Consider the following 25,729-nt stretch of genomic DNA (forward strand, 5'->3'; position numbering starts at 1 on the left):
TTCTCACCATACTATCAAGAATGGTTCTATTCATAATGGAAAACCCAAACGTCAATGTAAAGAATGTGGTCGTCAGTTTGTGATCAATCCCACTAATAAAACTGTCTCTGACGAAACCAAACAATTAATTGATAAACTCTTACTCGAACGAATTTCCTTACGAGTAATTGCTAGAGTAACAGGGGTAAGTTGGTCATTTTTACAAAATTATGTCAACAGTAGTGCGATCGCACTATCCATAACTTGTCCCCTCATCGCTGAAAACCCATGCTATCCTTGAGGTATCCACCCAAAATCCTCAAATCAAATCGTTATGAACGATGCTGACCTAGATACCAATTCTCCTTTATTGCAAACCCTTCAGACATTACCTGTCCAACAACAACAAGAAATTCTCGATTTTTTGGAATCTATAGTCAATCAACACCATCAAACCCAAATAACCCAAACAGGTAGAATTGCAGGATTATATCAAGGTCAAGGCTGGATCAGCGATGACTTTAACGAACCCCTAACCGATGAACTCTTGCCGCCAACTTAACCCATGCAACTTTTATTAGATGCCCATAGCTTTATTTGGTGGTCAATTAACTCAGAAAAACTATCACTAACCGGGCAAGATTTGTTATTTGATCGAAATAATCGCTTGTTTTTAATCGTTGCTAGTGTCTGGGAAATGCAAATAAAACTGCAACTGGGAAAATTACAACTTAACCCATCTTTACAGGAATTAATTAAAAATCAAATAACCATTAATAATCTAGAAATACTTTCTATTGATCTAGCACATATCTGGACACTAGCAACCCTTATCCACTATCATAAAGACCCCTTTGATCGACTTTTAATATCCCAATCAATAACCGAAATTATGCCTATTCTGAGCATTGATGAGATATTTGACCTTTACCCCGTTCAAAGAATTTGGTAAATTTCCCAAAATGTTAGGCGATCGCTCACCTCGCAGCTAGGTCAAGCAACACCCCCACCCAACGTCAAAGGCAGACAACAGAAGGATACACATCCCAAAAAAACAACTGTGTCAAAAGCTACAATTTAATAAATCTTTACATTCCTCTCCCTAGCTTAGCGATTCACAGAGCAAGGATTCTCAGGTGTTTTCCCCTGTTTTACTGCTTCTCAGACGAACTATCCTTTTCCGTGAGGGATTGTGGCGCAGTGTGTCGGATTCGCCTTTGCCTTCTCTCTTGACTGATCCTCAACTCGATCGCAAACTAAATTAAACAGGATTACCTCGCACCAGCCAGATGATAGAAATAATTGAATATGGCTAAATTACTAGAGGAAACCCTAACTAGCATTTTTGATCTACTGCGTCAACTGGCAGAGCAGATAGAATCAGAAGAATTAAGCCTAAACAGTAGCTCTCTTTCATTGTAGGCAAAAGGGGAAAGGTTTAAGAAAAAATTATCATCTTCCCCTTGCCAGACTTCTGCAAGCAGTCTATTAATTACGGGCTGCTGAAAAAGTTTTTCGTGGGGTGTGGGGTGTGGGGTGTAGGGTTTTACCGATTTTGAGGGGGTCAATTACCTAATTTTCAGGGAAAAAGTCCAGGAATTTTACCCCCGATCACTCCCAGATATGGTACTTTTTGATTGACAAAAAGTCTAAAAGTCTTACCCAACAAGGTTTTTAGATTTATTCAGCAAACCCTAATTACTATTTTCTTCAGGAGGAGAAGGTGATAAAACAGGAGGAGCAATCGGTTCAATTTTATCCTCATTAACCGGGGGATTAATCACCTCTGGAACAGGAGAAGGGGAAGGAGAAGGGGAAGGAGAAGGGGAAGGGGAAGGAAGGGGAGAAACTTGAGGACTCGGATCTGTTTCAGGAAGAGGAACAGGAATAGGAATTACTTCTTCTGGGGTGGGACTAGGAGTTAATTCTGGAGTCACTTCTGGACTAGGAATCACCTCTGGGGTAGGAGTCGGGGATGGGGTAGGAGTTGGGGAATAAATGGGAGTCCGTTGACGAGAAGGTCGTCGGATAGGGGGAAAATCTTGGGAGGGAGGAGGAATGATTTCAGGAGTAGGAGAAGGTTCGAGGGTTGGTGATGGTTTGATTTCCTCATTTTTGGGTAAAAGAGCCATAAATCCCCGATATCCCAGGGCAAAAGCTCCAATTGTCACCGCAAAAATCAGCAAAATCCGCAGCCAAGGATTCTTTTTTTCCCCGGAATTGGGTTGAATAACCACAGTGGGGGAGACGGTTGGTTTTTGGGGTGTAGAGGACTTTAATCGGGGACTATGGGGAGAAACCGCGATAGTTGGTTGGGTGGACAAATCCGGGGATATTTCTGCCAAAGCTGCCAACATTTCCCTAGCAGTAGCAAACCGATCCCGGGGATGAAAACGGATCGCTCGATCGATTACCATAGCTAAATTAGGATTAACATTTTCTGCCTCCTGTCGCCAGAGAATTTCCCCCGTGCGCGAGTCAGTTTCTAGATATTGGGGAGTTTTTCCCGTTAATAAAAAAATCGCCGTTAAGCCTAGGCTGTAAAGGTCACTAGAAAAGACTGGTCTCCCGGCAGCCTGTTCCGAAGCCATATAACCGGGGGTGCCAAGGGCGATCGAATAGGCACTTTTTCCCGTAGGATCGAGTAAGGTGGCGACTGCTTCTTTCATTACCCCAAAATCGATTAAAACGGGCAAATTATCACTATTTCTTAAGATAATATTATCGGGTTTCACATCCCGGTGAATAATGCGGCGACTGTGAATAAAATCAAGAACAGGCAGTAAATTCTCTAAAATCGTCCGCACTGCTGAGGAAGATAAATTTCCCTGTCGTTGCTGTTTTTGGGTTAGTGTCTCCCCTTCAATCCACTCCTGCACCAGATAGAAGTGATTATCTTGGGCAAAATAACCGTATAAACGGGGTATTTGGCGATTTTGCTCTCCCAATTCCTCTAAAACGCTTGCTTCTTTCTGAAAACGTTCTTTTAACCATTCTGGCATCTCCTCACTTTGAATAGCCGGCTGCAATTTTTTAATCACACAGCGCCGTTGAGAAGGCATATTCGTATCGATAGCGATATAAGTTTCCCCAAATCCCCCCCTAGCAAGGGTGCTAACAATTTGGTAGCGATTGTTTAAAAGCACTAGATTCATTACCCTGAGAGTGCAAGCGTGGTCATAAATTGTTCCTAGACTAACATTCTTTCGTTAAGGAAAAAGTCAAGGGAAAAACTAGAGTCAAGTCTAAGGAATCCAGCGACGGATTTTCGTCCACAAAGGTGCATTATCTTGACTACTCATCTCCTGAAAACCTTGATAACAATCGTAGGCGCGATTAAGATGGGCAGTGATTTCTGTAGCATTGGGATGGGAATTGCGATCGGGATGCCAATAACACAAGAGAGTTTTATAATTGTTCTCAATCCGGCTAGTCGTGGTAAAAGGAGTAATCCCCAAAACTCGCCACCAAACGGGATTAGCGGACTCTATAATCATCACGGCCAAGGAACGGGGCGAAGGATAGAGAATTTGGGCGATTAATGACCAATCTGCCCCATAACACACCCGATAAACCGCTTTAACCCGCTCTTTTCCCAACTGTTCACAAGCTTGTAAATGCCATTGACGAAAATCCCTCCGCATCTGCTGATGAGTTCGCAAATCTCGCCTGGCGAATCTGCCCTCAGCTAGTTTATTAGTGCCAATAGTGTTAAAGTTACCATTAGCGATCGCTTTTAGATCCCAGTAAAGATGATAAAAAGGATCTTGACCCAAGGCGAGACTTTCGAGAATTTCCTTAGCGTAACCTCTAGCTGGATTTAATCGCAATAATTCCCGTAATTCCCGACAAAACTGCTCATTTTCGGGCATACCGCGCCATTGCCAATAGTTAACATCCGGTTTTGCCAGAGACTGCCTATATACACTGCGCCACACCTGGGGAACAGTACAGGCGATCGGGGTAGCCAAGGGAGTAGCCAGGGGATAAAATTGACCCTTTAAAGAGCTTTCAGGAGCATCTTCTAGTAAACAGGCAAGATGATAGGCGGGATGACTACGGGGCTTTTTTTGGGGGCTAATAAACCAAAAAGCCGTTAAAATGACAATTAAGTACAGGAGTAGAGAAAGAATTTGCTCCGCCATGGCAACTTTTAGTTAGTCTGCTCAGTTACCTCAAGAATTATAATTTGTGCTATGGTCGCTGAAAAGTTCTTTGTATCTCGGCTGATTGTCAGAAATCCACAAAATGGGGTGATATGTCGAAAGTTTCCATATATTCTTACTCTAAGGATTGTTGTTGGCAAATTTTCTTTATAGTTAATAGTTAGCTTGCCATCTTTACGCTCAAAAATCGGAGTTCATAGACTTATATAGTCTCCAGAGTAAAATTAACCAAAGGGTGATTTCATGAAATTGCTAATAAAAATACTAAAAAACTTTCGGAAATTATTCAAGTCAGAAGTTACTTCTCAAGAGTTAAATATCAGAGAAGGTTTGGAGTACCTAAAAGAAACCTCTGAATCCGCCAATAAAACATGGGAATTGTTTCAATATTTTCGTAGTGAAATTCAACATGAACATAGCTTATTAATGGGTCGTGTAACTTGGTATATTACTTGCCAATCTTTTTTACTTACTGTATATGCTATTACTTACAGCAATAGCAAAGGACCAAACTGGTTTTCTAATCTTTTGCTACCGAGCCTAGCAATTATTGTATCTTTTTTGTCTTATTTTATGATTCAGGGTGCTACAAAAACTATTGATATGTGGGGGAAATTACGTTTAAAATTAGTTAGTGAGAATTCAAAATTAGACCCTGTTCTTATTCCTCGATGGCGTTCAAATGCTCCTAAAGATGACCCTATTCATTTGAGAGCACTTTGGTTTCCTCAGTTTATTTCAATTCTTTTTGTAGTCATTTGGGTGCTGATTGCATATTTTTCTTGGAGGTTTCCTTGGCTATAACTACCAGCGATCGCCGCTATGGTAGATATGGTAAAGTGCGTTCCTTAATGCGAGTCCTACCGCTACAGCGATCGATTTTGGGGAACACACCATGGTCATTGATTCAAGTAAATGATAATAATCTAAAAACGTCTAGGCACAGCGACGGACGGGAGTGCGATCGGATATAGACAAATATGGAGGTATTTTACCTTACTTTTTGGAGCCGTGATCTGTGGGCAATATGACATGATTAATAGAAGAAACAGGGAGTAAAGAGTATGGCTACCTATCAAGATGTTCGCCGGCAAGTGGAGAATCTCACCCCAGACGAGCAACTTCGCTTGTTAAAAGAGTTAGCTGTAATGGTTCGTCGCCCTATGCTTGTTAAGCCCAAGCATAGCATTATGAAACTAGAAGGACTAGGAAAAGAAATCTGGAATGGACTTGATGCTCAAGAGTACGTTAATCAGGAACGAGCCTCATGGAATGGCTGATGCAACTACAAGGTCAAGTTGTGGGTTTGGATACCGCGCCACTCATTTACCTGATCGAGCAAAATCAGGCATATTTAGGGCTTGTTCGTGCCTTTTTTGGGGCGCTAAGTCGAGGCGAGTTTCAAGTTGTTACCTCTACGTTGACGCTGACGGAAGTTTTGGTGCATCCATTACGCTCAGGTAATGTAGAACTTGCCTGCCAGTATCGTGATATTCTTCTCGATCAAGAAAACTTAATTACAGTACCTATTTCTGTTGAGATTGCCGAAGTTGCCGCCCAGTTAAGAGCAAGACAAAACTTGCGAACTCCAGACGCAATCCAGATTGCCACTGCTATGGGAGAAGGTGCTATGTTTTTCTTGACCAATGATGCCCGTTTAGCTGCTGTCCCAGATTTAAAAGTTTTGGTTTTGGATGCTCTGTAACAGTACACCAATCTGGTAGCGTGCGTTCCTTAAACATTGATTTAAGCAAATGATAATAAGCTAAAAACATCTATGCACAGCGACGGACGAGAGTGCGATCGCTTATGATGGGGTTGTAAATTTTTGTTACGAAGTGCAGATATGGTAGGGTGCGTTCCCTAATGCGAGTCCTACCGCTGGAGCGATCGATTTTCAGGAAACCCAACATCCTCACCTATTACCATGAAAGGGTATAATAAGTTTACTTAAGGTCATCAAAGAGGTAACAAAACCTTAATGGAAAGTCGTATCCATATCCATCCAGATATTTGTAATGGAAGACCTGTTATAGCTGGAACCCGAATTCCGGTGCAAACAGTTATGGAATTTTTAGGAGCAGGGGATTCTATTGAAGAAGTAATTGAATAATATCCTTCTCTGAATCGAGAAGATATTTATGCCTGTAGGCAATTTGCAGCAAGATTGATGGCGAATCACTATGAAGTCAGAAAAATTGCATGAATGGTTTTTTCTTTGATGAAAATTTACCAGCTAAAATCCTGTTCACTCCATCTTTACCGATCATTTTTAGGGAGAAGTCCAAGGGATACGGAAATTTGGCAATATGCAAAGGATAAAAAACTGGTTATTGTTACGAAAGATACAGACTTTTCCGATCAACTAATGCTTAATTTTTTTTGCACCTAAAGTAGTACATCTCCGTTTTGGCAATATACGAAAACGAGAATTTCATCAGTTTTTAGCTCCTATTTGGCCAGAAGTTGAAGCTTTGGTTATTGAACATAAATTAGTTAATGTCTATTTAGATAGAATTGAAGCATTTAGATAATTTTTCCTAACATTCATTGCGATATCGCTAAGGTGGGTAATGCCTGCCTTACTCTAGGGAAAGTCCAGTAATAATATCTTCTGGGGGAATCCCAGCTTGAATTAAATTGGTTGTTAATCCTTCTTCAAGATTATCATCTTCAATGACAATTTTATTTTTCAATAAACGAGCGTGAAATAAAATTGTATTAATCCATGCTTCTTTTTCCCAACCAGTCATAATTATTAAAAAGTTGCCTGATTCTGGATCACAAACTGGGGTAATTTTAAGGGTTTGTAATCGAGGTTGCATCGCCGACTCTTTTCTGATAACTTGAGTCAGAATATCGGCATAATTTACTGTGTTATCCATTCGCAAATTATCTCCTTTTGAGGATTATAAATAATTAAATTGATTCTATTACGTTTAATAACCAGTTGGAAAATAGCTTTTTTGAAGTGTTTTAAATAAACTGCTTGACTAATGCCCAAAAAAAGTTTTCTTTCAGGTTCTTGTGAATCTAAAGCCCATTGGTATAATTGAAGTTGTCCTATTGTTTTTTCTAATTCACTGATAACTGAAGGCGTATCAAAGTCTTTGATTTCTACGGCAATTTTACGTTCTTCTTTTTCCGCAGCAAAAAACTTTTCTGCTCCTAAATCAGCTTTAAGCAAGGTTTTTTCTAAGGTTAGAATTAAAGGATCATCAGTGATTTTCCAACCCTCTTTTTCTAAAGTATGACGTAATGATAAATGTAGATCGTCTCGTCTGGACATCCTTATAAACCCTGCTTAAGAGGTTCGATTTCTATTCTACTACAGTTCGCCCTAATTCGGATTTATTATGACCGAAAAAGCGGTAAGGTGGGCAATGCTCACCCTACTATTTCTATTTTCGCTTGGTCAGGCTAGAGACTAACCCTAATCCTCCTAATCCTAACAAGGCAACAACGGAACTCAGTGCAGATCTGGTAGGGTGTGTTCCCTCATGCAAGTCCTACCGCTGCAGCGATAGATTTGAATGATTATAAGCTAAAAACGTCTAGGCACAGCGACGGACGGGAGTGCGAGTGCCGTCGAATAATTGTAAATTTTTGTTACGAAGTGCAGTCAGATTGAAGAATTAGTGATAGGGTCGCTGAAAAGTTCTTTGTATCTCAGCTGATTGTCAGAAATCCACAAAACGGGGTGATATGCCGAAAGTTTCCCCATATCCTTACTCTGGTTATTCGGAAAGTTTCTGTATAATCAATGGTTAGCTGGCCTCGTAATATCACGATGTATCTGATTAGGAGCGATATTATGCGACTTAGTGAAAATTTTTTACAGCCAGCATTGTCAGATGATTTTTACTGGCTCAACGAGCCGACGCATTATCGTTTGGGTAATGGCTTGGAAATTTCTACAGATGAAAAAACTGATTTTTGGCAAAACACACACTATGGTTTTCAAAGAGATGATGGTCATTGCTTATTGATGCGACAAGTTGGCGATTTTTCCCTAATGACCCAAGTAGAATTTCAGCCTCGGGAAAAATATGATCAATGTGGACTAATGGTGCGGATTGACAGTCAGAATTGGATAAAAGTTTCCACGGAATATGAAAGCGAACAAGCTAGTCGGCTTGGTTCTGTGGTGACCAATTTGGGATATTCTGATTGGGCAACGCAAGACATTTCTTCACGATACCGCGAAATGTGGTATCGCATCAGTAAACGGGGGAGCGATTTTCTGCTAGAGAATTCTTATGATGGGCAGGCTTGGCTGCAAATGCGGATCACACACTTACACAAGATAGCCGACGATTGCCAAATCGGAGTGTATGCCTGCAGCCCGATAGGCAAAGCGTTTCGCTGTTGTTTCAAAACCTTGCAAATCTCAGACAATCAGTGGCTGGCAATACCGGAAGCCAGCTAACAACCGTATGCACCCGACTGGCACTTATGCGCCTTAACGCCTGGCTTGTTATGGTTCACGGCTTGTCTGTCTTATGCTAGAGTTTCATAATTACCCAAAGCTAATGAGGCAAAAAATAATGACGGACAAAAATAAGCCAGAAGAAGTTCAAGAAGCAATGATTTCAGTGGGAGTGGGTACAGCCATTGGAGCTAGTGCATCGGCAGTAGTTGGCGGTATGGGACTGGCTGTGGGAGGAACTGCTCTAGGAGTCGGTATGGCTCCAGTAGCAGCAGCAGGAGCAGTGGTCGGCACAGCAGTTTACGGAACCAAAAAAGCAATAGAAGAACAAGACGCAACGGCAATTGGAGCAGCGGCAATTGGTGCGGGTGCTGGAGCCGGTATATCAGCATTAGTTGGAGGTATGGGATTAGCAGTAGGAGGGACGGCAGTTGCAGTGACGATGGCTCCCGTAGCGGCAGTAGGAGCAGTAATTGGTTTGGCTGGGTATGGGATCTCTAAATTATTCACTGAGTAAGTAATGGCTAAACGGAAAAGACAGTCCCCCAATGCTGCTCAAAAATTAGTAAGAGGAGCAATTCGGGACTTTATTAATCAGGTTAATGGCATAGTTATTGAGCCGGAGATAAATACTCCTGTAAAGGGTACAGAGGCTTGGTATCGGGACAAACTGGCTAGAGAATTAGGAGGAAAAACCGAGGTTTACATTGATAAGGTAGGTAGAATAGATGTCTTAACTAATACGGAAATAATTGAAGTTAAAAATACAAAAGGCTGGAAATCAGCGATCGGGCAAATCAAGAGTTATGGACAGTATTATCCCAAGCATAAAATGAGAGTTCACCTATTTGAGAAATTGACTGAGAGTAAACTGGAAACTATCCAGAGAGTATGTAACCTAGAAGGTATAACTCTAACTTGGGAATAGTATGATCGCCGATTTAGTAAGATTCGTTCCCTGATGCGAGTCCTACCGCTGCAGCGATCGATTTTGGGGAACACACCATGGTCATTGATTCAAGTCAATGATTATAAGCTAAGTAGCTGGTTATAATTAAATTAAAAATGTATTTTAGGTTCGATCCCCTCTGCCCCCCTTGATAAGGGGGGTGCCGATAGGCGGGGGGATCCCCCCCGCCCCCCTTGATAAGGGGGGTGCCGATAGGCGGGGGGATCCCCCCTGCCCCCTTGATAAGGGGGGTGTCTGACAACTTTTAACGCCTACCTACTTAAAAACCTCTAGGCACAGCGACGGACGGGAGTGCGATCGGATATAGACAAATATGGGGGCATTTTACCTTACTTTTTGGAGCCGTGATCTGTGGGCAATATGACATGATTAATGGAAGAAACAGGGAGTAAAGAGCATGACTACCTATCAAGATGTTCGCCGGCAAGTTGAGAATCTCACCCCAGACGAGCAACTTCGCTTATCAAAAGAGTTAGCTGTTACCTCTACGTTGACGCTGACGGAAGTTTTGGTGTATCCATTACGCTCAGGCAATGTAGAACTTGCCGGCCAGTATCGTGATATTCTTCTCGATCAAGAAAACTTAATTAGGGTTTGCTGTATAGTTCCCCAGAGGGAATCTAGGAGCCACACAGTTGGCAAAATGGTAGTTTCGTCCCTTAGTTTCTCAATTTTATCTGGCGTTCGCTCATAAAAGTGCCAGGGTTTTGAGTCCCTCCGATCGATTTCTCAACGTTTGTTTCTGGCACTTTTCTGGCTGAAAAAGTAACAAAACCCTTTTCTGGTAAGGCTTTCACTGATATTCAGCCAGCCCTAATTTAGGTTAACTACTCCCCCACAAGCCCGCTTTTAAGTACATATATTCTACCTTTTTGTGATTGCTCGTCAGCCGCGCTCGATCATTGAAAATCTAACATAGAACTTGTAGATTTTTCTACCCATCCTAGCCGATTTTTTACGTTGTAAACTGCCAGTTTTACCATATTCATGCTCGCAGATATTCTGTAAGGATTTGCTGGCTTTTTAGGGTTAGGATCTATTTTAACGACATTTCCACTCCAAAGATCACTACCAGTTGCCCAGTCTAATCCAGCCAACAATGAAATTTTAGCACTATCAAAACTGTTGTTATTTTCATCATAAATATCGTGCAACAAGTATCCTAATATTTCTAAGCCTACACTACGTCCTAAAATACAACTTGTCTGAAATTGAGTTAACTGATCAACGGTTAATTTATCTGTGCTATTCTCCGCTATTTCTCTAGTTTGAGAACACTCATGAAAAAACTGATTTAAACATTTAGATAAAGCCTCAGATGATTCTTCAACGCTTATCTCTGTTAAATCAGAACTAATGTCGTTATCAAATGCTAAACTTACTAATTTAGCCACATAGTTAAATGTATAAATAAGTTTCTTTTTTAACGAAGTTTGATCTTTGATAGCTTCTGTTTTACCATCAAACATAGACACTTGATAGAGTAAATTTTTAGTAATACCCACCCGTCCTTCAAATTCACCAAAGGAAAGGAGTAATGATTTATCTAAAGGTCTTGTTTGAGCCATATCTCTAAAATCAGTTTGGCATTGTCTAAAATCCCCTTCCAAGACCAAAGTAATAGGAAAATCATTATCACCGATTAGTTCCCCCTCAGAATTGGTAATCAATTCGTGAATAGCGCGTTTACGATGTTGACCATCTGTAATATCTAATTTGATTCCACGTCCAATTACAACCAAGCATAGCCCACGAGCAAGATCGATCAGCTTAATTTTTTCTGGATCAACATTAGCTGTTAGAGTTCCTAAAATCCATGGTTTATCTTGTTTAATCCGCTTAAGGATATATTCTTTAACTTCCTCTGTATGTCCTTGAACCTCTGGGCGATTTTTTCCTGAATCGGGATCGTTCCCTGTAGATGGCTTTGCTTGGAGCAAGGTTGGTAAATCATGAGCGGGAACGTTTATTTGAACCATTTTTCGTTTTCCTTGTTGGAAAACTAGCCCAAGATAGCATTTCTCTCTGTAATGCTCAGAAAAGTAGTATTCCAGTACCTGATTCAGTTGTTGAGTCAAATCTGAAGAATGCGGTGCAATATCAGACATAATAAAAAAAAACACCAAAAAACACTCAATACTCATATATTATATCAGTTATCTTAATGATGAGGCATGAAGTTTTCGTTTTGGGGAATAGGAAACGCCAGAATAGGGAACAAGGAACAGCAGCTGATCGTCCAGGGGTGATTCCGAATCCCGTCATACTTCATCTTTAGGCGAAACTCTGTAGTCATCCTTGAGACACTCAGTATGGAGAGAAATACGGACTTTTTATGACAGATACCCTCAAATCAGATAAGTCGCCTATCCGTACTATTGCGGAGTTTGTCGAGGATTTAAATTATTTAACTCAAGAAATACAGGAATTATACTGTGCAGATACTATTCCTTGGGTTGTGGGAGTATCATGGGGAAAAGATAGTACAAGTATATTGCAGTTAATCTGGAATGCGATCGCCGCCTTACCATTAGAGAAGCGAAACAAAACCATTCATGTCATCACTACCGATACTTTTGTTGAAAACCCAATTGTTTCTACTTGGGTACGCAGATGTATTAGACAGCTTACAGAAGCGGCAAAACAGCAACAAATGCCTGTTAAATCGCATCTACTGCATCCTGAAGTTGACGCTACTTTCTGGGTTTGTCTGATAGGAAAAGGATATCCTGCACCAAGGCGCGGCTTTCGCTGGTGTACTGATCGCATGAAAATTCAGCCTGTCAATAACTTTATTCGCAATTTAGTCAGAGTTCATTGTGAAACTATTGTTGTGCTAGGAATTAGGAAGGCTGAAAGTCAAGCGCGAGCAATCGCCATGAAAAAACATGAAATAGGTAGAGTTCGTGACAGATTAAGCCCCAATGGACGTTTAATCAACTCTTTGATTTATACTCCCATAGAAGATTGGCGTACTGATGAAGTATGGATGTACCTGCTTCAGTGGGAAAATCCCTGGGGAGGAGATAACAAAGAATTATTAGCAATGTATCGAGGAGCGACTGCGGATAATGAATGTCCCCTAGTGGTAGATACTTCCACTCCTAGCTGTGGAGATTCGCGCTTTGGTTGTTGGGTGTGTACGATGGTGAATAAAGATAAATCGATGGAGGCAATGATACAGAATGACGAGGAAAAAGAATGGTTACAACCGCTTTTAGACCTTCGCAACGAATTAGACTTAAAAAACGACAGAGAAAGGAGAGATTTTCGCCGTATTTATGGCAAGGTTGAACTTTTTGGTTCAGACAAGATCGAACCCATACCGGGACCCTATACTAAAAAATGGCGGGAATATTGGCTGAGAAGGGTATTAGAGGCCCAGGAGAGCGTGCGTACTAATGCGCCAGAGGATATGAAAGATATTACCCTAATTACCACGGAGGAACTCAGCGAAATTCGCCGGATTTGGAGGGAAGAAAAGCACGAATTTGATGACCAATTACCGAAGATTTATAAACAAGTGACTGGAGAAACTTTTCAAGATCCGCGACCGGGAGCGGATAATAATCTTTTGGGGAGTGAAGAATGGGATATCCTCGCGGATATCTGTGCCGAGGATTCCATGCACCTAGAATTATTGGCTAAACTTATCGATACAGAACGTCAATATTTTCTAAAAATCTCTCGCAAGGGTATTTACAAAGACCTAGAAAAATGCTTTGAGTCTAGTTCTCGTAGTAAAGAGGAAGCGATCGAAAATGCTCGTTATGTCTATGATCTAAAGAATGCCGCTCAAAGTGGCAATATTGCTCAGGTGAAAGAACAACTCAAGGAGAGTTTTAGTGAACCGGAAAAAGACCCACAAAAACAGTTAACTTGGGCCAGTATGAAATTCCCTACAACCGATGAGGAGGAGGAATAACGGGTTTATGTAGGGTTTGCTGAATAAATCTAACAACCTTGTTGGATAAGGTTTTTAGACTTTTTTTCCCTCAAAAAGTGCCGACCATTGGAGTGATTGGGGGGAAAATCCCTGGACTTTTTCCCTGAAAATTAGGTAATTGACCACCTGAAAATGGGTAAAACCCCACACCCCACACCCCACACCCCACACCCTACACCCTACCCCCACGAAAAACTTTTTGCCGCAAACCCTATGTAAACTGGCGATCGAGTTGACCATCAATAAAATTACTGTTTCCCGATGACGAGATGAAACCCTACCAAAAAATTCCTATTCGTGAATGTGGGGAACCCCTAGTACCTATACCCGCAGATAAGTTTGTTATCCCTTCTCCCCATGCTTACGAGAAATTAGGAGCTAATTATCGCGGTAAATCTCCCTATTTTTTGCGACAAGGGGTGTTAAATCCCCTGATTGATGCTCAAAACCGTCTGCAAGTCTATCAACCCGGTTGGCAAATTTTGATTTTTGATGCCTATCGACCGATCGAAGTGCAACAATTTATGGTCGATTATAGTTTTCAGACTCTCCTAGACACAAGAGGGTTAGCCAAAGAGAAACTATCGGAGGCAGAAAGTCAAGCGATTTTAACAGAAGTTTACACTATTTGGGCGGTTCCCAGTGATAATGCCGCCACCCCGCCACCCCATAGTACCGGAGCGGCGATCGATATTACCCTAGTGGACGAGAAGGGACAAGCGATCAACATGGGGGGAGAAATCGATGAGATCGGAGAGCGATCGCATCCCGATTATTATATCGCCGCAAAAAGCCCGCAAGAACAGAGCTATCATCAAAAACGAGTTTTATTGGCTAAAGTGATGAAGGAGGCGGGATTTAGCCGACATAAGGGGGAATGGTGGCATTTTTCCCTAGGGGATCAGATGTGGGCCTGGTCGCTCGATCGACCCTACGCTATCTATGGCAGAGTTGAGGATTAGGGAGATAGCTGTTAGGGGTAAACTGAAAGCAGCTGGTCTAGATAAATACTGATATACTAACAAAACAAGACTCAAAGCTTAGACCGGCTTCTGATCGATGATCGCCAAGATTTGCTCAACAAAAGCTTGGTGATCAACCACTGGTTTAGAAATATAACCATCGGCCTGACTCTGCTTGAGAAAATTCTCTCGATCGCCTTCCATAGCGTGAGCAGTGACGAGAATAACGGGTAAATCGGCGGTTTCGGGGTTAGCTTTGAGAATTTGGCTGATTTTAATACCATCTACCGCTTTCCCTTCATAGACACTATGGGAGAGGGAGACATCCATTAAGATCACGTCCGCTTTCTTGTCCCGAGCAATACGAAGCACTTCTTCCACGTCTTCAGTCCCTTTGACCTCTAGACCACCTCGTTTAGTCAAAATTTTGGCAAAAACGCGAAAATTTATCGGGTCGTCTTCTACAATCAAAACAGTTGTCATAGGGAAGCTCAGGGATAAACAAGGTTAAAACGGGCAAAATGCCCTATGATTCACAGCTAGACAGATTAAAAACGAGAGACTCATGGCCAAACAACTGGATTTCTTAGCTACTGGTCAAATTATACCCACGGCCTTACACCAAGAGATGGAACGCTCCTATCTAGAATATGCCATGAGTGTGATCGTGGGGCGAGCCTTGCCGGATGTACGCGATGGATTAAAACCAGTCCATCGTCGCATATTATACGCTATGCACGAACTCGGTTTAACCCCCGATCGCCCTTTTCGCAAATGTGCGCGGGTGGTGGGGGATGTCTTGGGTAAATATCATCCCCACGGCGATCAGTCAGTGTACGAGGCACTGGTTCGTATGGTACAGGATTTTTCCAGTCGTTACCCACTTTTATCGGGCCATGGTAACTTTGGTTCGATCGATAACGACCCCCCGGCGGCCATGCGTTACACAGAAACCCGTTTGGCCGGCATCGGTGATCAGGCGGTTTTAGGGGGAATTAGCGATGCTATCGTTAATTTTAGCAGTAATTTTGATAATTCTCAACAGGAACCCGTTGTTTTACCCGCTCAGTTACCGATACTGATTCTTAATGGTTGTTCGGGTATTGCGGTAGGGATGGCGACTAATATCCCTCCCCATAATTTAGGGGAAGTGGTGGAAGGTTTAATCGCTTTGATCGATAATCCCGATTTAAGCGAGGAAAAGTTAGTAGAAATTATCCCCGGTCCCGATTTTCCCACGGGAGGCGAGATTTTAGATGATACCGGCATTCGCGAGGCCTATCGCACCGGTAGGGGGATTATTCCCGTGCGCGGAGTGGCGAAAACTGAAACAATTATCATTGAGGGCAAGCGCCGAAGGGAAAGGACGGCAATTGTGGTTACTGAGTTGCCTTTTCAGGTGAATAAGGCGGCATGGATTGAAAAAATCGCCGAATTAGTTAATTTAGGAAAATTGGAGGGAATTGCCGATATCCGCGATGAAAGCAATCGCGAAGGCATTCGGGTGGTGATTGAATTAAAGCGGGAAAGTCAACCGCAGCAGGTTTTGGCCGCTTTATACCAACAAACAGCGCTGCAGACTAATTTTGGGGCAATTATCCTGGCTTTGGTCGATAATCAACCCCGGCAGTTGTCTTTAAAACAAGTTTTACAGGAATTCTTGCACTTTCGAGAAACGACTCTCACTCGTCAGTATGGCGATGAGTTGCAACAGGCCAGCGATCGCTTACACTTAGTCGAGGGTTTATTATTAGCTTTGCAGAATATCGATCGAGTGGTGGATATTCTCAAAAATGCCCCCGATGGGACGACGGCTAAGTATCGTTTTCAGGCAGAATTGGGCATTAGTGACCCTCAAGCTGATTCTATCTTAGCTATGCCTCTGCGTCGTTTAACCGGTTTGGAAAGACAAAAGTTAGAGACGGAAGCGACGGAATTACAAACAAAAATTCAACAGTTAGAAACCCTCCTCCATAACCGTCAGGAGTTTCTCAAGTCTCTGAAAAAAGAATTGCGCTCTTTAAAGAAAAAATTCGCCGATAGCAGACGGACAAAAATTCGCACCGGCAAGTCGGGGGACAGGAGACAGGAGACAGAAGGGAAGAAACAGGATTCTGTGGTGAAAAAACAGGAGACAGTCCCGATGAAAAAATTTTCACCCCCACAGACGAAAGAGGTTTCCTTACCTACACCCCACACCCCACACCCCACACCCTCTTTGAAGGCAGAAGTTAAAAAACAGGAGAATAAAGTTAAGAAAAAGCCTGAGAGTGAGAATGCACCGAGTTTAAGCCTATTTACGCCCCAAGAACCCCCAGAAAATGCGATTTTATTGCTTGATGCAGAAGATAAAATTAGTTGGACGACACCGGAAGAGCGAGCGCCGGACCGGGGTTTAATTATCTATCAACAGGCGATCGAAAAACGGGAAAATTTTCTAGTTATCCTCGATAATGCTAAAGCTTACCCGATTGCTATCCGGGAAGTCCCCCCGCAAGCGAATCAACCGGTGTTAATCTCCAGTCTGCTGACCAAAACCGCCCAAAAAGAGTCAGAAGCGGTGTTAAATCAATTTTTCTTGACGGAACCTCAAAAAAATCAAGAATTGCTTTTACTGAGTCAACAGGGGCGAATAAAGCGACTTCCCATCAATGAATTGGAGGGGGTTGGTAGTCGGGGTTTGTCCCTGATGAAATTGAAAGAAGATGATCGCCTATATGGTGCTATTTTTACTCACGAAGGCCTAGACTTAGCGATCGCCACCAGTAGCGGTCGGGTGTTGCGTTATCCTGTGCGCGAGGAATTATTGCCAATTATGGGTAAATCTGCCCAGGGTTTAGCAATTTTGCGATTGCGCTACGGGGAACATCTAGCTGGCTGTGTTTCTCTCTCCCATCGGGAAAATCTGCTGCTGATTTCGGGATTAGGTTACGGAAAAAGACTGGCGATCGAGAATTTACGCCTATCACAATTAGGCGATCTTGGTTCACCCGCTTTACAATTCGTCAACAAACAGGATAGTTTAGCGGCCATGGTAGCGGCGCGGGCGGGGAGTATAGTGTTATTGAGTACCAATCAGAATCGAAAACTACCCTTAGAGGTGGAAACTGTGGCAGTCACGGGTAAAGACGGGACAGGTTCACAATTAGTCAAACTCAACCCCACAGAAAAAATTATCAAAGCACAATTGTTACACCATCTCTAAGTCAATGGCGAAAAAACCGAAAAATGTTGCTCGTAAACACCGAAATTGGCAAAAATGGTTAAAACTAACTCTAATTCTGGTTTTTGGGTTTATTATCCTTAATTTAGCGATTAATTTAGCCATCCGCTGGCCAATTAATCAACAAAAACCCGTTGATGCCATCTTAGTTTTGGGGGGCAGCATTCGTCGGGAAATTTATGTGGCCAATCTGGCCAAGCAATACCCCAATATACCGATTTTAATTTCCCAAGGCTCGAAAGATCCCTGTATTTTATTACTATTTGAACGAGCAAAAGCACCAAAAACTAACGTCTGGTTAGAAAAGTGTGCTAATTCTACCTTCGGCAATTTTTTCTTTGCCGTGCCAATTTTAAAACAATGGGGAGTACATAAAGTAAAAGTTGTCACTTCTCCTACTCATTTACCCCGCGCTAAATGGTTAGCAGAAATTCACTTGCAATCCCACGGTATAGCAGTAGAAATTGATGCAGTCCGAGAAATTGGTATCCCTGGTAATCACGAATCAAAGCTAAAAACTGGTTTAGATGTGACTAGAAGTATAATTTGGGCTTTTGTCGGACAATTAATCTCTCCCCCCTGTTGGCAAGTCATTCCCTTAAATTCCGTTGATTTAGAAGCTTGGCGCGATCAAGGTTTTCAATGTGAATATCAAGGTAAGATCAGCTAAACCATCCTCTCCCAGTTAGTTTTTTAGCGGCTGCATCCCATGTTTGTAAATCCACTAAGTTGGGGTTTTTAAAGGCAAACTCTCTCTTCCCATTTGTCACTTCCCTATCCCTTTTAAACAGGATTTAGTATCAGAAACCCGATCGGGAATTTGCGATCGCATCTAGAGCCAGATTCAGTTTCAGCACGTTAACCCCCGGTTCGCCGAAGATGCCGAGAAAGCGCTCGTCGGTGTTTTTGATAATCAGTATCTCCACTTGATTCGTCGGTAATCCCCGCACCTGCGCCACCCGCTCGATCTGCGCTCTGGCGGCCTCTGGGGTGATATGGGGATCGAGACTGGAACCGGAGGTATATACCAGAGCTGCGGTGGGTTTGATTCCCGCTTTCTCTAATCGGGGAATCTCCCCCTCTATAGCTTTCGCCGGATCAGGATCGGGTTTTCCTTTAATGCGATCGATCAATACAGGGTTACTGGGAGCTAGGTTACTCGCTCCCGAAATTCCGGTTTGCAAGATCTTGTTAGGATCGTTTTTCGGATCGGCCGTACTGTAGTCGGTGGTACTCGGACGACTATTAAAATAGCGATCACTGGTGAAAGGTTGCCCAATTAGAGCCGAACCCACCACTTGACCTTGATTATTGGTAATTAAACTCCCGTTCGCTTGCCAGGGAAAAAGAATTTGACCGATGGCGATCATCGAGAAAGGATAGATCAGCGCAGTGATCACCCAGAGAACTAGGGTAGAACGGATGGCTCTACCGGCATCGCGTGCAAAACTCATGATTAAAACCTCTCCGGTATAAAGATGACAAGGAATAGGTAGATAAATAAAGCAAAAGCGACTAATCCTAAAAGGGTTAATGCGAAGGATTGCCCCCTATCGATAGTGCTTCCCGTAGAAGCTTGAACGATGGAGGAGAAAAGAATTGTTAGACAGAAATTTAAGAAAATATACCAAAAAAATCGGTATTTTCTAAGGGATACTTTCATAAGAATTAGAGTTTTTGGGCGATTTGTTTTTGCCAGTAAATCAAGAAAATAGCTGTAGTTGTCAAAAATTATCAGACACCCCCCTTATCAAGGGGGGATTAAGGGGGGATCGACACCCCCCTTATCAAGGGGGGATTAAGGGGGGATCAAAGACAAAATCTATTTTCAATTTAATTATAACCACTTACTTAGCTGTAGTTGTCGATAGGTTGTCTTGTTCTCCTTTTTCAATTCATAGTTAAGAATACATTGGCCCACATATCTAGCCAAATTAATAGGAACAGCATTGCCAATCATTTGTTCTAGATTAGATTTTGTTCCAGCAAAAATAAAGTCTTTAGGAAAAGTTTGAATATAGCTTCGCTCCCTCGTTGTTAGCGGTCTTAATTTTTCCTTAAGATGACAAGCATCCCCGGGATGTTGTCGATAGGTTTTGGGAACTGGTCGATTTACTCCTCGAATAGTAGGGCTAGGTTCATAAATACTGAATATCGCCCTTCTTTGATAGCTTCTAGGATGTCTATAATAGTATTCTATATCTAATTCTTTGCCCATATAGTCAAATACAGTCAGAGGTTGACTTGATAGATTTTCATTAATTTCATCGATTAAAAAATCATCTTCTTCCTTCATTTTACCGATCAGAAAATATCTTTTTCTAGTTTGAGGAACTCCGCAGTAACAAGAATTAATAACTTTTTCAGTTAAACCATAACCATGGCTTTTAAAAATTTGTTTTGCTTGAATGAGTATTTTACTTTTCTCAATTCTATCCACATTTTCCATAACAAACCATTGGGGACTTACTCTAGTTACAATTTCAGCGAATGTGAGCGTTAGATTCGCTCGTCCTAAACCCTCGTCTCTCTTCCCAGCACTGGAAAAGTCTTGACAAGGAGGGCTGCCGACAATAATCTCAGGATTATATTGAGCCAATATTTCTTGGCTAGATTCTCTAGATAAATCGACATTAAATATCGGATGACTAAAGTTATTTCTATAGACATCTATAGCAGGTATCCAATTATCAAATGCGGCCACAATAGTAAACCCCGCTTTCTGGAAACCTAAAGATAAACCACCACAACCAGCGAATAAATCGATTGTGATCATTTTGCTCCCTCCTCTAAATTGACTCTCGAAAGCATAAAATAAATTATCGGAATCGGGAGCTAGACCGTATAACTCTTTTGTACTTAACTCCGCCAGTTGAATTTTTAAATTTTTATCGAGTTTCAGATATACATTTTTCAGTCCTTTCCCATCTAAGTAAGCGCACAAAGAAGCTGGAAATGAGGAGTTAAATTGATTTTTACCCCAGGTTTCTTTTTGGGTAAAATCCCGATTCGAGTGCTTCAATCCGAATAAACTAGGCTTAAATATTGCCGATTTTGCCATTACCTCAACCCGATCGCTGAAATTATCTCATCAATAATCTTAATAGCAATAAACGGCGCAATCATGCCTCCCACGCCGTAGATGAGGATATTGCGCCGCAATAGTTGGTCAGCCGTGAGCGGGCGAAATTGAACGCCTTTAAGTGCTAGGGGAATCAAAACGGGGATAATCAGGGCATTGTAGATCAGGGCTGAGACGATCGCCGATTGAGCGCTTTTCAAACCCATGATATTTAAAGCACCGATCCCGGCAGCGGCGAAAATCGTCGGGATAATGGCGAAATACTTCGCGATATCGTTAGCTACCGAAAACGTGGTCAGGGCGCCGCGGGTAATTAATAACTGTTTGCCGATGGTCACTAAATCGATCAGCTTGGTCGGGTCGGAATCGAGGTCCACCATATTGGCCGCCTCCTTCGCCGCTTGGGTTCCGGAGTTCATCGCCACACCGACATTAGCCTGGGCCAGTGCGGGTGCGTCGTTGGTACCGTCTCCCGTCATAGCAACTAACTTGCCCTTGGCTTGCTCGCGACGGATCACCTCGATCTTATCTTCTGGGGTGGCCTCGGCGATAAAATCATCCACCCCCGCCTCCGCCGCAATCACCGAGGCCGTGATCTGGTTGTCGCCGGTGAGCATGATCGTTCTCACACCCATGCGCCGTAATTGGTCGAAACGCTCTTTTAATCCCGGCTTCACGATGTCCTTGAGATAGATCACCCCGTAGATATCGTTACCCCGACAGACGGCGAGGGGAGTCCCCCCCAAACGGGAAACCCTTTCCTGTGCCTCATCGAGGGTATCGGGAACGGAACCACCGCGGGAACGGACGAAACCTTTAATCGCGTCTACGGCTCCCTTACGGTATTCCTCCCCGTCCCTATCGGTGCCGCTCATGCGGGTACGAGCGGAGAATGGGATTGCCTCGCCGGGTTGGCCATCGATATCGAGGTTTGCGCCCAAATTCCGGGCTAAAGCAACGATCGAGCGTCCTTCCGGGGTTTCGTCGAAAAGGCTGGCCGCTAGACAGACGCGGGCTAATTCCTCGAGGTTATGACCGTTGACGGGGATAAATTCGTCAGCTAGCCGGTTGCCGAGGGTGATTGTTCCCGTTTTGTCGAGAAGGAGGGTATTTACGTCGCCGCAGGCTTCCACCGCGCGTCCAGAGGTGGCGATGACATTAAACTGAGCCACACGATCCATGCCGGCGATACCGATCGCACTCAATAAACCGCCGATCGTCGTGGGAATGAGGGCGACGAGGAGGGAGATCAAGATGGCGATACTGGAGCCGGCCCGAAAGGTATCCGCAACCGCCGGCCCGAGGCTCGTTTCCAGAAAACCAGCGATATAGTTCCCGATCGAGGGAATCGTGGCCACGACAATTAAAAAGACCTGGGTTAACACGGCCAGAAGTACCGTCAGGGCGATCTCGTTGGGGGTTTTCGTGCGCTCGGCCCCTTCCACAAGGGAGATCATGCGATCAATAAAACCCCGGCCGGGATCTTGGGTGATCCGCACTGTCAACTCGTCCGAGAGAAGCCGCGTACCACCGGTGACGGAACTGGCGATGTCGGTGCCGGGTTGTTTGAGGACGGGGGCCGATTCTCCGGTGATCGCCGATTCATCCACCGAACCGATTCCCTCGATCACTTCCCCGTCGGCGGGAATCACGTCCCCGGCCAGCAATTTTACCCGATCGCCCCGATGCAAGGCCGTGGAACTGACCGACTCGATCGAGCCGTCGGCCAGGATTTTTCGGGCGATCGTGTCGCTGCGGGTGGAGCGTAGGGCATCGGCCTGGGCTTTTCCCCGTCCCTCTGCGATCGCCTCGGCGAAGTTGGCAAACAGCACCGTCAAGAAGAGGATCAGGGTGATGATGCCGTTAAGTAGCCGTTGTTGTCCCCTATCCCCTGCGATCGTGCCGAATAGATGCGGGTCGATCGTCACCAGGGCCGTGACGATTGTTCCCAACCAGACCACGAATAGGACAGGGTTACGCACGGCGATGCGCGGGTCGAGTTTGAGGAAGGACTGCCGGATCGCGCTTTGATAGAGACCGGTCCGGTTTACCTTGGGGGTATGGCGGCGGTCGTCCCGGCGACCTCTCGGCACTCGCAACGGGCGGGGGGACTTAGAATTTCCTCTGTTCGTTCTCATAAATTATCTAGGGCTGGTTGAATAAATCTAAAAACCTTGTTGGGTAAGACTTTTAGACCTTTTGTCAATCAAAAAGTACTGGATATGGGAGTGATCGGGGGGAAATTTAGGCACTTTTTCCCTGAAAATTAGGTAATTGGCCACCTCAAAACTGGTAAAACCCCACACCCCACACCCCACACCCCACACCCTACCCCCCGGAAAAACTTTTTGCCGCAAACCCTGTCTAAACTCCTAGCCGATCATCCGGGTGATTTGAAAGGCTTCCGCGATCGGACCCAAGGCCAATATCGGCAAGAAAGTGAGCGCACCGAGAATTAAAATCACCCCCGCCGTCACGCCGGTAAAGAGTCCGGTATCGGTGCGGAGGGTTCCGGTGGTGGCGGGAACCGGTTGTTTGCGGGACATCCCATCGGCTAAGAAGAGCAGGGCGGCGATCGGAATATACCGTCCGGCGAGTAAACTGAAGCAGGCGCTCAGATTCCACCAGAGAGCGGTCATCGTCGGTTTCGCCCCAGCCGCGATCGCAAGTGGTGCGGGCTGGGAATCTCCTAGTCCCTCGAAGCCCGATCCGTTATTGGCGGCGGCGGAAGCGTACTCGTAGATAACTTGAGATAATCCGTGAAAGCCGGGGTTACTGATGCCTTGAAAATCAGGGATAGCAAGGGCGATCGCTCCGGGGATAAGGATGGCGATCGGGTGAACCAGCAGAATTAAAAAACTCGCTAACACCACTTCCCGTTTCTCAATTTTGCGCCCGAGGAATTCCGGGGTTCTTCCCACCATTAGCCCGGTGACGAATACTGCGAGGATTAGATAGGCAAACAGGTAGGCGGTGCCAGTTCCCTGGCCTCCGAAAACGATTTGCAGGAACAGATTCGAGAGGGTGGCGAAGCCGCCGTTCGGCATCAAGGAATCGTGCATGGCGATCACCGCACCGCACATGGTGGCCGTGGTAGTTACCGCGTACAAGGCCGATTGCGCCCAACCGAAGCGTACTTCTTTGCCCTCAAAGTTAACCGCTCGATCGACCCCTAGCAGCGAGTTAATCGCCTGGTTGCCGTTATATTCCCCGATCGCTGTGATGATCGTAAAGCCGATGAATATACCGAGGGGAATTAGATAGATTAACCGAGCTTGCTTGAGATTATCGGCGAAAACCCCGTAGGTATAGATTAACGAGGACGGAATCGATAAAATCGCCACTAACTGCACCAGATTGACGAATCCGTTCGGGTTTTCAAAGGGGTGGGCCGAGTTGCTGGCGAAAAATCCCCCGCCGTTTTCTCCCAATTCCTTAATAATCTCGAAGTGGGCCACCGGACCGCGGGCGATCGCCTGACTCAGGTTGGGGTTTTCTAGCGTCGGCAAGATCGCTGGGCCAGCGAGGGTTTCCGGAACTCCGGCGATGATCAGGGCAATTGCCCCCACGATCGAGATCGGTAAGAGGATACGGGTGATCGCTCGGATCAGATCCACGTAGAAATTGCCCAACGGTCGCCCCGTCAGTCCCCGAATAAAGGCGATCCCCACCGCTAGACCGGTTCCGGCCGAGGTGAACATCTGGTAGCCGAGTCCCCAGATCTGACTCGCGTAGCTGAGGGTGGTTTCTCCGGAATAATGCTGTTGGTTGGTGTTGGTGATAAAGGAAATCGTCGTATGTAGCGTGGTGTCCCAAGTGGGAGCGGGGATCGCCGTCGGGTTGAGGGGAAGGACTTCTTGGCCCGCAATCAGGGAAAAAACCAGAATTGCCATCACCGCGTTACTGTAGAGAACGGCGCGGAGGTACTGCCAGCCGGTCATATTCTCTTTCCCTTTCACCCCGACGAAGCTGTAAAGAAGACTCTCGACTCGATCGCACAGTGGGTCGAGTAGGGTTCTCCGTTCCATGAAAACCCTCGCCATATAGCGCCCGAAAAAGGGGCTGATTGCCACGATTATCAGGATCGTGAGCGCGATTTGAATCCATCCTTGCAACATGGTTCGATCGACTCCGAAAAAAGGCTAGTGGTCATTGAGCTTGTGGAAATGTGGCGGCTCAATCGACGGATTCGACAAGCTCACCGTCCATGGTCGACCGGGAAACTCAGGGGTTCGCTGTCTCGAAACCGCTTGAGAAAACCAAGTTTGTCTAATTATTAGCGATCGTTAACCAGTGGATGATCGAGGGATTACTATCGCCTCTGCTGGGATGATTATAGCGATTTCAGGGCAGTCGCACACAATTCTTAACATTTTTGGACTTTGGACAAAGAAAAAAAGATTTGCGTAAAATTTACGGGTTCTCCTAGACTGGTTATGGCAAATTAGTAGTTTCAATGAGCCTAAACCCTTAAATAGACTAGGATCGAACAAAGCAAAAAGCTTTTTTATTAAAATTGCTTTTTTTAATTCTGGTGAGCCTTACTTGGCAAAGCTTGTGTGGACTATTTTCTGCTAAAATATCATAGCTACTCTAGAAGAGCCCTTTTACGCAAATCTAATTGGAGACAATATCTCCTCTTTCTCAGCGCGTAAAAAAGCTGAAAAATAGCGGTTCTTAGGAGCGTTTTGCCATAACCAATATTGATTCCGCACCATTGTCATCTGATTCGTTATCAAACAAAGCAAAATCAAAAAACAAAGCTGGTATTATAAACTATAAGCCAACGAACTGATTTTTCCAACAGCAACTGATAGTAACAAAAAAAGTAGGATTTTAATTGGTGTAACTTTTACGCCAATTAGGTTTTATTTTGTCCAAAGTTTAATAACATTTAGTTCGTAGAAATATTAAGACAACCAAGAACAGTTTCCAGATAGTGATTATTCCAACCAGCAGTAAGTCGCTTGTT

At 44.2% G+C, this 25,729-nt stretch carries 27 protein-coding genes and 2 pseudogenes; 17 read left to right on the forward strand and 12 right to left on the reverse strand.

Features of this window, described 5'->3' with window-relative positions:
• The 3 genes and pseudogenes from IM507_RS01200 to IM507_RS01210 all read left to right on the forward strand — a co-directional run.
• Positions 1 to 217, forward strand: a pseudogene (locus IM507_RS01200) (IS1/IS1595 family N-terminal zinc-binding domain-containing protein); the annotation flags it as partial.
• A 96-nt stretch (positions 218 to 313) separates the two neighbouring features.
• Complete coding sequence (locus IM507_RS01205; protein WP_002731731.1) at positions 314 to 541, forward strand: DUF2281 domain-containing protein; 228 nt, start codon at positions 314 to 316, stop codon at positions 539 to 541.
• A gap of 3 nt (positions 542 to 544) precedes the next feature.
• Positions 545 to 931, forward strand: coding sequence for a type II toxin-antitoxin system VapC family toxin (locus tag IM507_RS01210; RefSeq protein WP_123230179.1), 387 nt, complete (start codon positions 545 to 547; stop codon positions 929 to 931).
• A gap of 742 nt (positions 932 to 1,673) precedes the next feature.
• On the opposite strand, the gene IM507_RS01215 is transcribed toward IM507_RS01210, so the two are convergent.
• On the reverse strand, positions 1,674 to 3,134 hold the full coding sequence (locus tag IM507_RS01215) for a serine/threonine-protein kinase (protein WP_042790381.1): 1,461 nt from the start codon (positions 3,132 to 3,134) through the stop codon (positions 1,674 to 1,676).
• 90 nt (positions 3,135 to 3,224) lie between these two features.
• Positions 3,225 to 4,124, reverse strand: a complete 900-nt coding sequence (locus tag IM507_RS01220; protein ID WP_069474519.1) for a J domain-containing protein — start codon at positions 4,122 to 4,124, stop codon at positions 3,225 to 3,227.
• Positions 4,125 to 4,388: 264 nt separating this feature from the next.
• Between IM507_RS01220 and IM507_RS01225 the strand changes: the two genes are divergently transcribed.
• From IM507_RS01225 to IM507_RS01250, 6 genes are all read left to right on the forward strand, one after another.
• Positions 4,389 to 4,949 carry a RipA family octameric membrane protein gene (locus tag IM507_RS01225; protein ID WP_069474518.1) on the forward strand — a complete coding sequence of 187 codons (561 nt, stop codon included), beginning with the start codon at positions 4,389 to 4,391 and terminating at the stop codon, positions 4,947 to 4,949.
• The gene (locus tag IM507_RS01230; RefSeq protein WP_287636364.1) at positions 4,940 to 5,119 is read left to right on the forward strand and encodes a hypothetical protein; all 180 of its coding nucleotides are present in this window, start codon (positions 4,940 to 4,942) and stop codon (positions 5,117 to 5,119) included. The genes IM507_RS01225 and IM507_RS01230 overlap by 10 nt, the downstream gene beginning before the upstream one ends.
• Positions 5,120 to 5,209: 90 nt before the next feature.
• Positions 5,210 to 5,425: a hypothetical protein gene (locus IM507_RS01235; protein ID WP_287636365.1), complete on the forward strand. Its 216-nt coding sequence runs from the start codon at positions 5,210 to 5,212 to the stop codon at positions 5,423 to 5,425.
• On the forward strand, positions 5,413 to 5,850 hold the full coding sequence (locus tag IM507_RS01240) for a type II toxin-antitoxin system VapC family toxin (protein ID WP_002774531.1): 438 nt from the start codon (positions 5,413 to 5,415) through the stop codon (positions 5,848 to 5,850). The genes IM507_RS01235 and IM507_RS01240 overlap by 13 nt, the downstream gene beginning before the upstream one ends.
• 276 nt (positions 5,851 to 6,126) lie before the next feature.
• A complete protein-coding gene (locus IM507_RS01245) occupies positions 6,127 to 6,258 on the forward strand; it encodes a DUF433 domain-containing protein (RefSeq protein WP_002731629.1) in 132 nt (43 codons plus the stop codon).
• 108 nt (positions 6,259 to 6,366) lie between these two features.
• Complete coding sequence (locus IM507_RS01250; RefSeq protein ID WP_287636381.1) at positions 6,367 to 6,537, forward strand: DUF5615 family PIN-like protein; 171 nt, start codon at positions 6,367 to 6,369, stop codon at positions 6,535 to 6,537.
• A gap of 190 nt (positions 6,538 to 6,727) precedes the next feature.
• Here the strand turns inward: IM507_RS01250 and IM507_RS01255 are convergent, their stop codons facing one another.
• Together IM507_RS01255 and IM507_RS01260 are read right to left on the reverse strand one after the other, a co-directional pair.
• Complete coding sequence (locus tag IM507_RS01255) at positions 6,728 to 7,030, reverse strand: element excision factor XisI family protein (RefSeq protein WP_002784929.1); 303 nt, start codon at positions 7,028 to 7,030, stop codon at positions 6,728 to 6,730.
• The gene (locus tag IM507_RS01260) at positions 7,015 to 7,434 is read right to left on the reverse strand and encodes a XisH family protein (protein ID WP_002732677.1); all 420 of its coding nucleotides are present in this window, start codon (positions 7,432 to 7,434) and stop codon (positions 7,015 to 7,017) included. The genes IM507_RS01255 and IM507_RS01260 overlap by 16 nt, the downstream gene beginning before the upstream one ends.
• A 525-nt stretch (positions 7,435 to 7,959) precedes the next feature.
• Here IM507_RS01260 and IM507_RS01265 point away from each other — a divergent pair.
• From IM507_RS01265 to IM507_RS01280, 4 genes are all read left to right on the forward strand, one after another.
• A complete protein-coding gene (locus IM507_RS01265; protein WP_287636366.1) occupies positions 7,960 to 8,574 on the forward strand; it encodes a DUF1349 domain-containing protein in 615 nt (204 codons plus the stop codon).
• A gap of 118 nt (positions 8,575 to 8,692) precedes the next feature.
• On the forward strand, positions 8,693 to 9,091 hold the full coding sequence (locus tag IM507_RS01270) for a hypothetical protein (protein ID WP_002746868.1): 399 nt from the start codon (positions 8,693 to 8,695) through the stop codon (positions 9,089 to 9,091).
• Between the two features lie 3 nt (positions 9,092 to 9,094).
• A complete protein-coding gene (locus tag IM507_RS01275; protein ID WP_287636368.1) occupies positions 9,095 to 9,502 on the forward strand; it encodes a hypothetical protein in 408 nt (135 codons plus the stop codon).
• Between the two features lie 439 nt (positions 9,503 to 9,941).
• Positions 9,942 to 10,238, forward strand: coding sequence for a hypothetical protein (locus IM507_RS01280; RefSeq protein ID WP_002774522.1), 297 nt, complete (start codon positions 9,942 to 9,944; stop codon positions 10,236 to 10,238).
• A 205-nt stretch (positions 10,239 to 10,443) separates the two neighbouring features.
• Here IM507_RS01280 and IM507_RS01285 read toward each other — a convergent pair whose 3' ends face one another.
• Positions 10,444 to 11,688, reverse strand: a complete 1,245-nt coding sequence (locus IM507_RS01285) for a DNA sulfur modification protein DndB (protein WP_287636370.1) — start codon at positions 11,686 to 11,688, stop codon at positions 10,444 to 10,446.
• A 191-nt stretch (positions 11,689 to 11,879) separates the two neighbouring features.
• On the opposite strand from IM507_RS01285, the gene dndC reads away from it, so the two are divergent.
• Together dndC and IM507_RS01295 are read left to right on the forward strand one after the other, a co-directional pair.
• A complete protein-coding gene (gene dndC / locus IM507_RS01290) occupies positions 11,880 to 13,469 on the forward strand; it encodes a DNA phosphorothioation system sulfurtransferase DndC (RefSeq protein WP_287636371.1) in 1,590 nt (529 codons plus the stop codon).
• A gap of 290 nt (positions 13,470 to 13,759) precedes the next feature.
• Positions 13,760 to 14,452 carry a M15 family metallopeptidase gene (locus IM507_RS01295; RefSeq protein ID WP_287636372.1) on the forward strand — a complete coding sequence of 231 codons (693 nt, stop codon included), beginning with the start codon at positions 13,760 to 13,762 and terminating at the stop codon, positions 14,450 to 14,452.
• 78 nt (positions 14,453 to 14,530) lie between these two features.
• On the opposite strand, the gene IM507_RS01300 is transcribed toward IM507_RS01295, so the two are convergent.
• Entirely contained in the window at positions 14,531 to 14,935 is a 405-nt protein-coding gene (locus tag IM507_RS01300; protein ID WP_002744345.1) for a response regulator, read from the reverse strand.
• 82 nt (positions 14,936 to 15,017) lie between these two features.
• On the opposite strand from IM507_RS01300, the gene IM507_RS01305 reads away from it, so the two are divergent.
• Together IM507_RS01305 and IM507_RS01310 are read left to right on the forward strand one after the other, a co-directional pair.
• Positions 15,018 to 17,657: a DNA gyrase/topoisomerase IV subunit A gene (locus IM507_RS01305; protein WP_123230174.1), complete on the forward strand. Its 2,640-nt coding sequence runs from the start codon at positions 15,018 to 15,020 to the stop codon at positions 17,655 to 17,657.
• A 4-nt stretch (positions 17,658 to 17,661) separates the two neighbouring features.
• Positions 17,662 to 18,345, forward strand: coding sequence for a YdcF family protein (locus tag IM507_RS01310; protein ID WP_123230173.1), 684 nt, complete (start codon positions 17,662 to 17,664; stop codon positions 18,343 to 18,345).
• Positions 18,346 to 18,475: 130 nt separating this feature from the next.
• Here the strand turns inward: IM507_RS01310 and kdpC are convergent, their stop codons facing one another.
• The 6 genes and pseudogenes from kdpC to kdpA form a co-directional block, all read right to left on the reverse strand.
• A complete protein-coding gene (kdpC, locus tag IM507_RS01315) occupies positions 18,476 to 19,129 on the reverse strand; it encodes a K(+)-transporting ATPase subunit C (RefSeq protein WP_002732294.1) in 654 nt (217 codons plus the stop codon).
• A 2-nt stretch (positions 19,130 to 19,131) separates the two neighbouring features.
• Positions 19,132 to 19,338 (reverse strand): potassium-transporting ATPase subunit F, encoded by a 207-nt coding sequence (locus IM507_RS23375; RefSeq protein ID WP_071590266.1) that lies wholly within the window; start codon positions 19,336 to 19,338, stop codon positions 19,132 to 19,134.
• A gap of 174 nt (positions 19,339 to 19,512) precedes the next feature.
• Positions 19,513 to 20,451 (reverse strand): DNA cytosine methyltransferase, encoded by a 939-nt coding sequence (locus IM507_RS01320; RefSeq protein ID WP_287636382.1) that lies wholly within the window; start codon positions 20,449 to 20,451, stop codon positions 19,513 to 19,515.
• A gap of 6 nt (positions 20,452 to 20,457) precedes the next feature.
• A pseudogene (locus tag IM507_RS01325) lies at positions 20,458 to 20,736 on the reverse strand (HindVP family restriction endonuclease); the annotation flags it as partial.
• A complete protein-coding gene (kdpB, locus tag IM507_RS01330; protein WP_287636373.1) occupies positions 20,736 to 22,895 on the reverse strand; it encodes a potassium-transporting ATPase subunit KdpB in 2,160 nt (719 codons plus the stop codon). The gene kdpB and the pseudogene IM507_RS01325, both read right to left, overlap by 1 nt.
• Before the next feature lie 234 nt (positions 22,896 to 23,129).
• Complete coding sequence (gene kdpA / locus IM507_RS01335) at positions 23,130 to 24,875, reverse strand: potassium-transporting ATPase subunit KdpA (RefSeq protein ID WP_287636375.1); 1,746 nt, start codon at positions 24,873 to 24,875, stop codon at positions 23,130 to 23,132.
• Between the last annotated feature and the right edge of the window lie 854 nt (positions 24,876 to 25,729).

Source organism: Microcystis sp. M20BS1 (genome assembly GCF_020245305.1).
Taxonomy (GTDB): Bacteria; Cyanobacteriota; Cyanobacteriia; order Cyanobacteriales; family Microcystaceae; genus Microcystis; species Microcystis ichthyoblabe_A.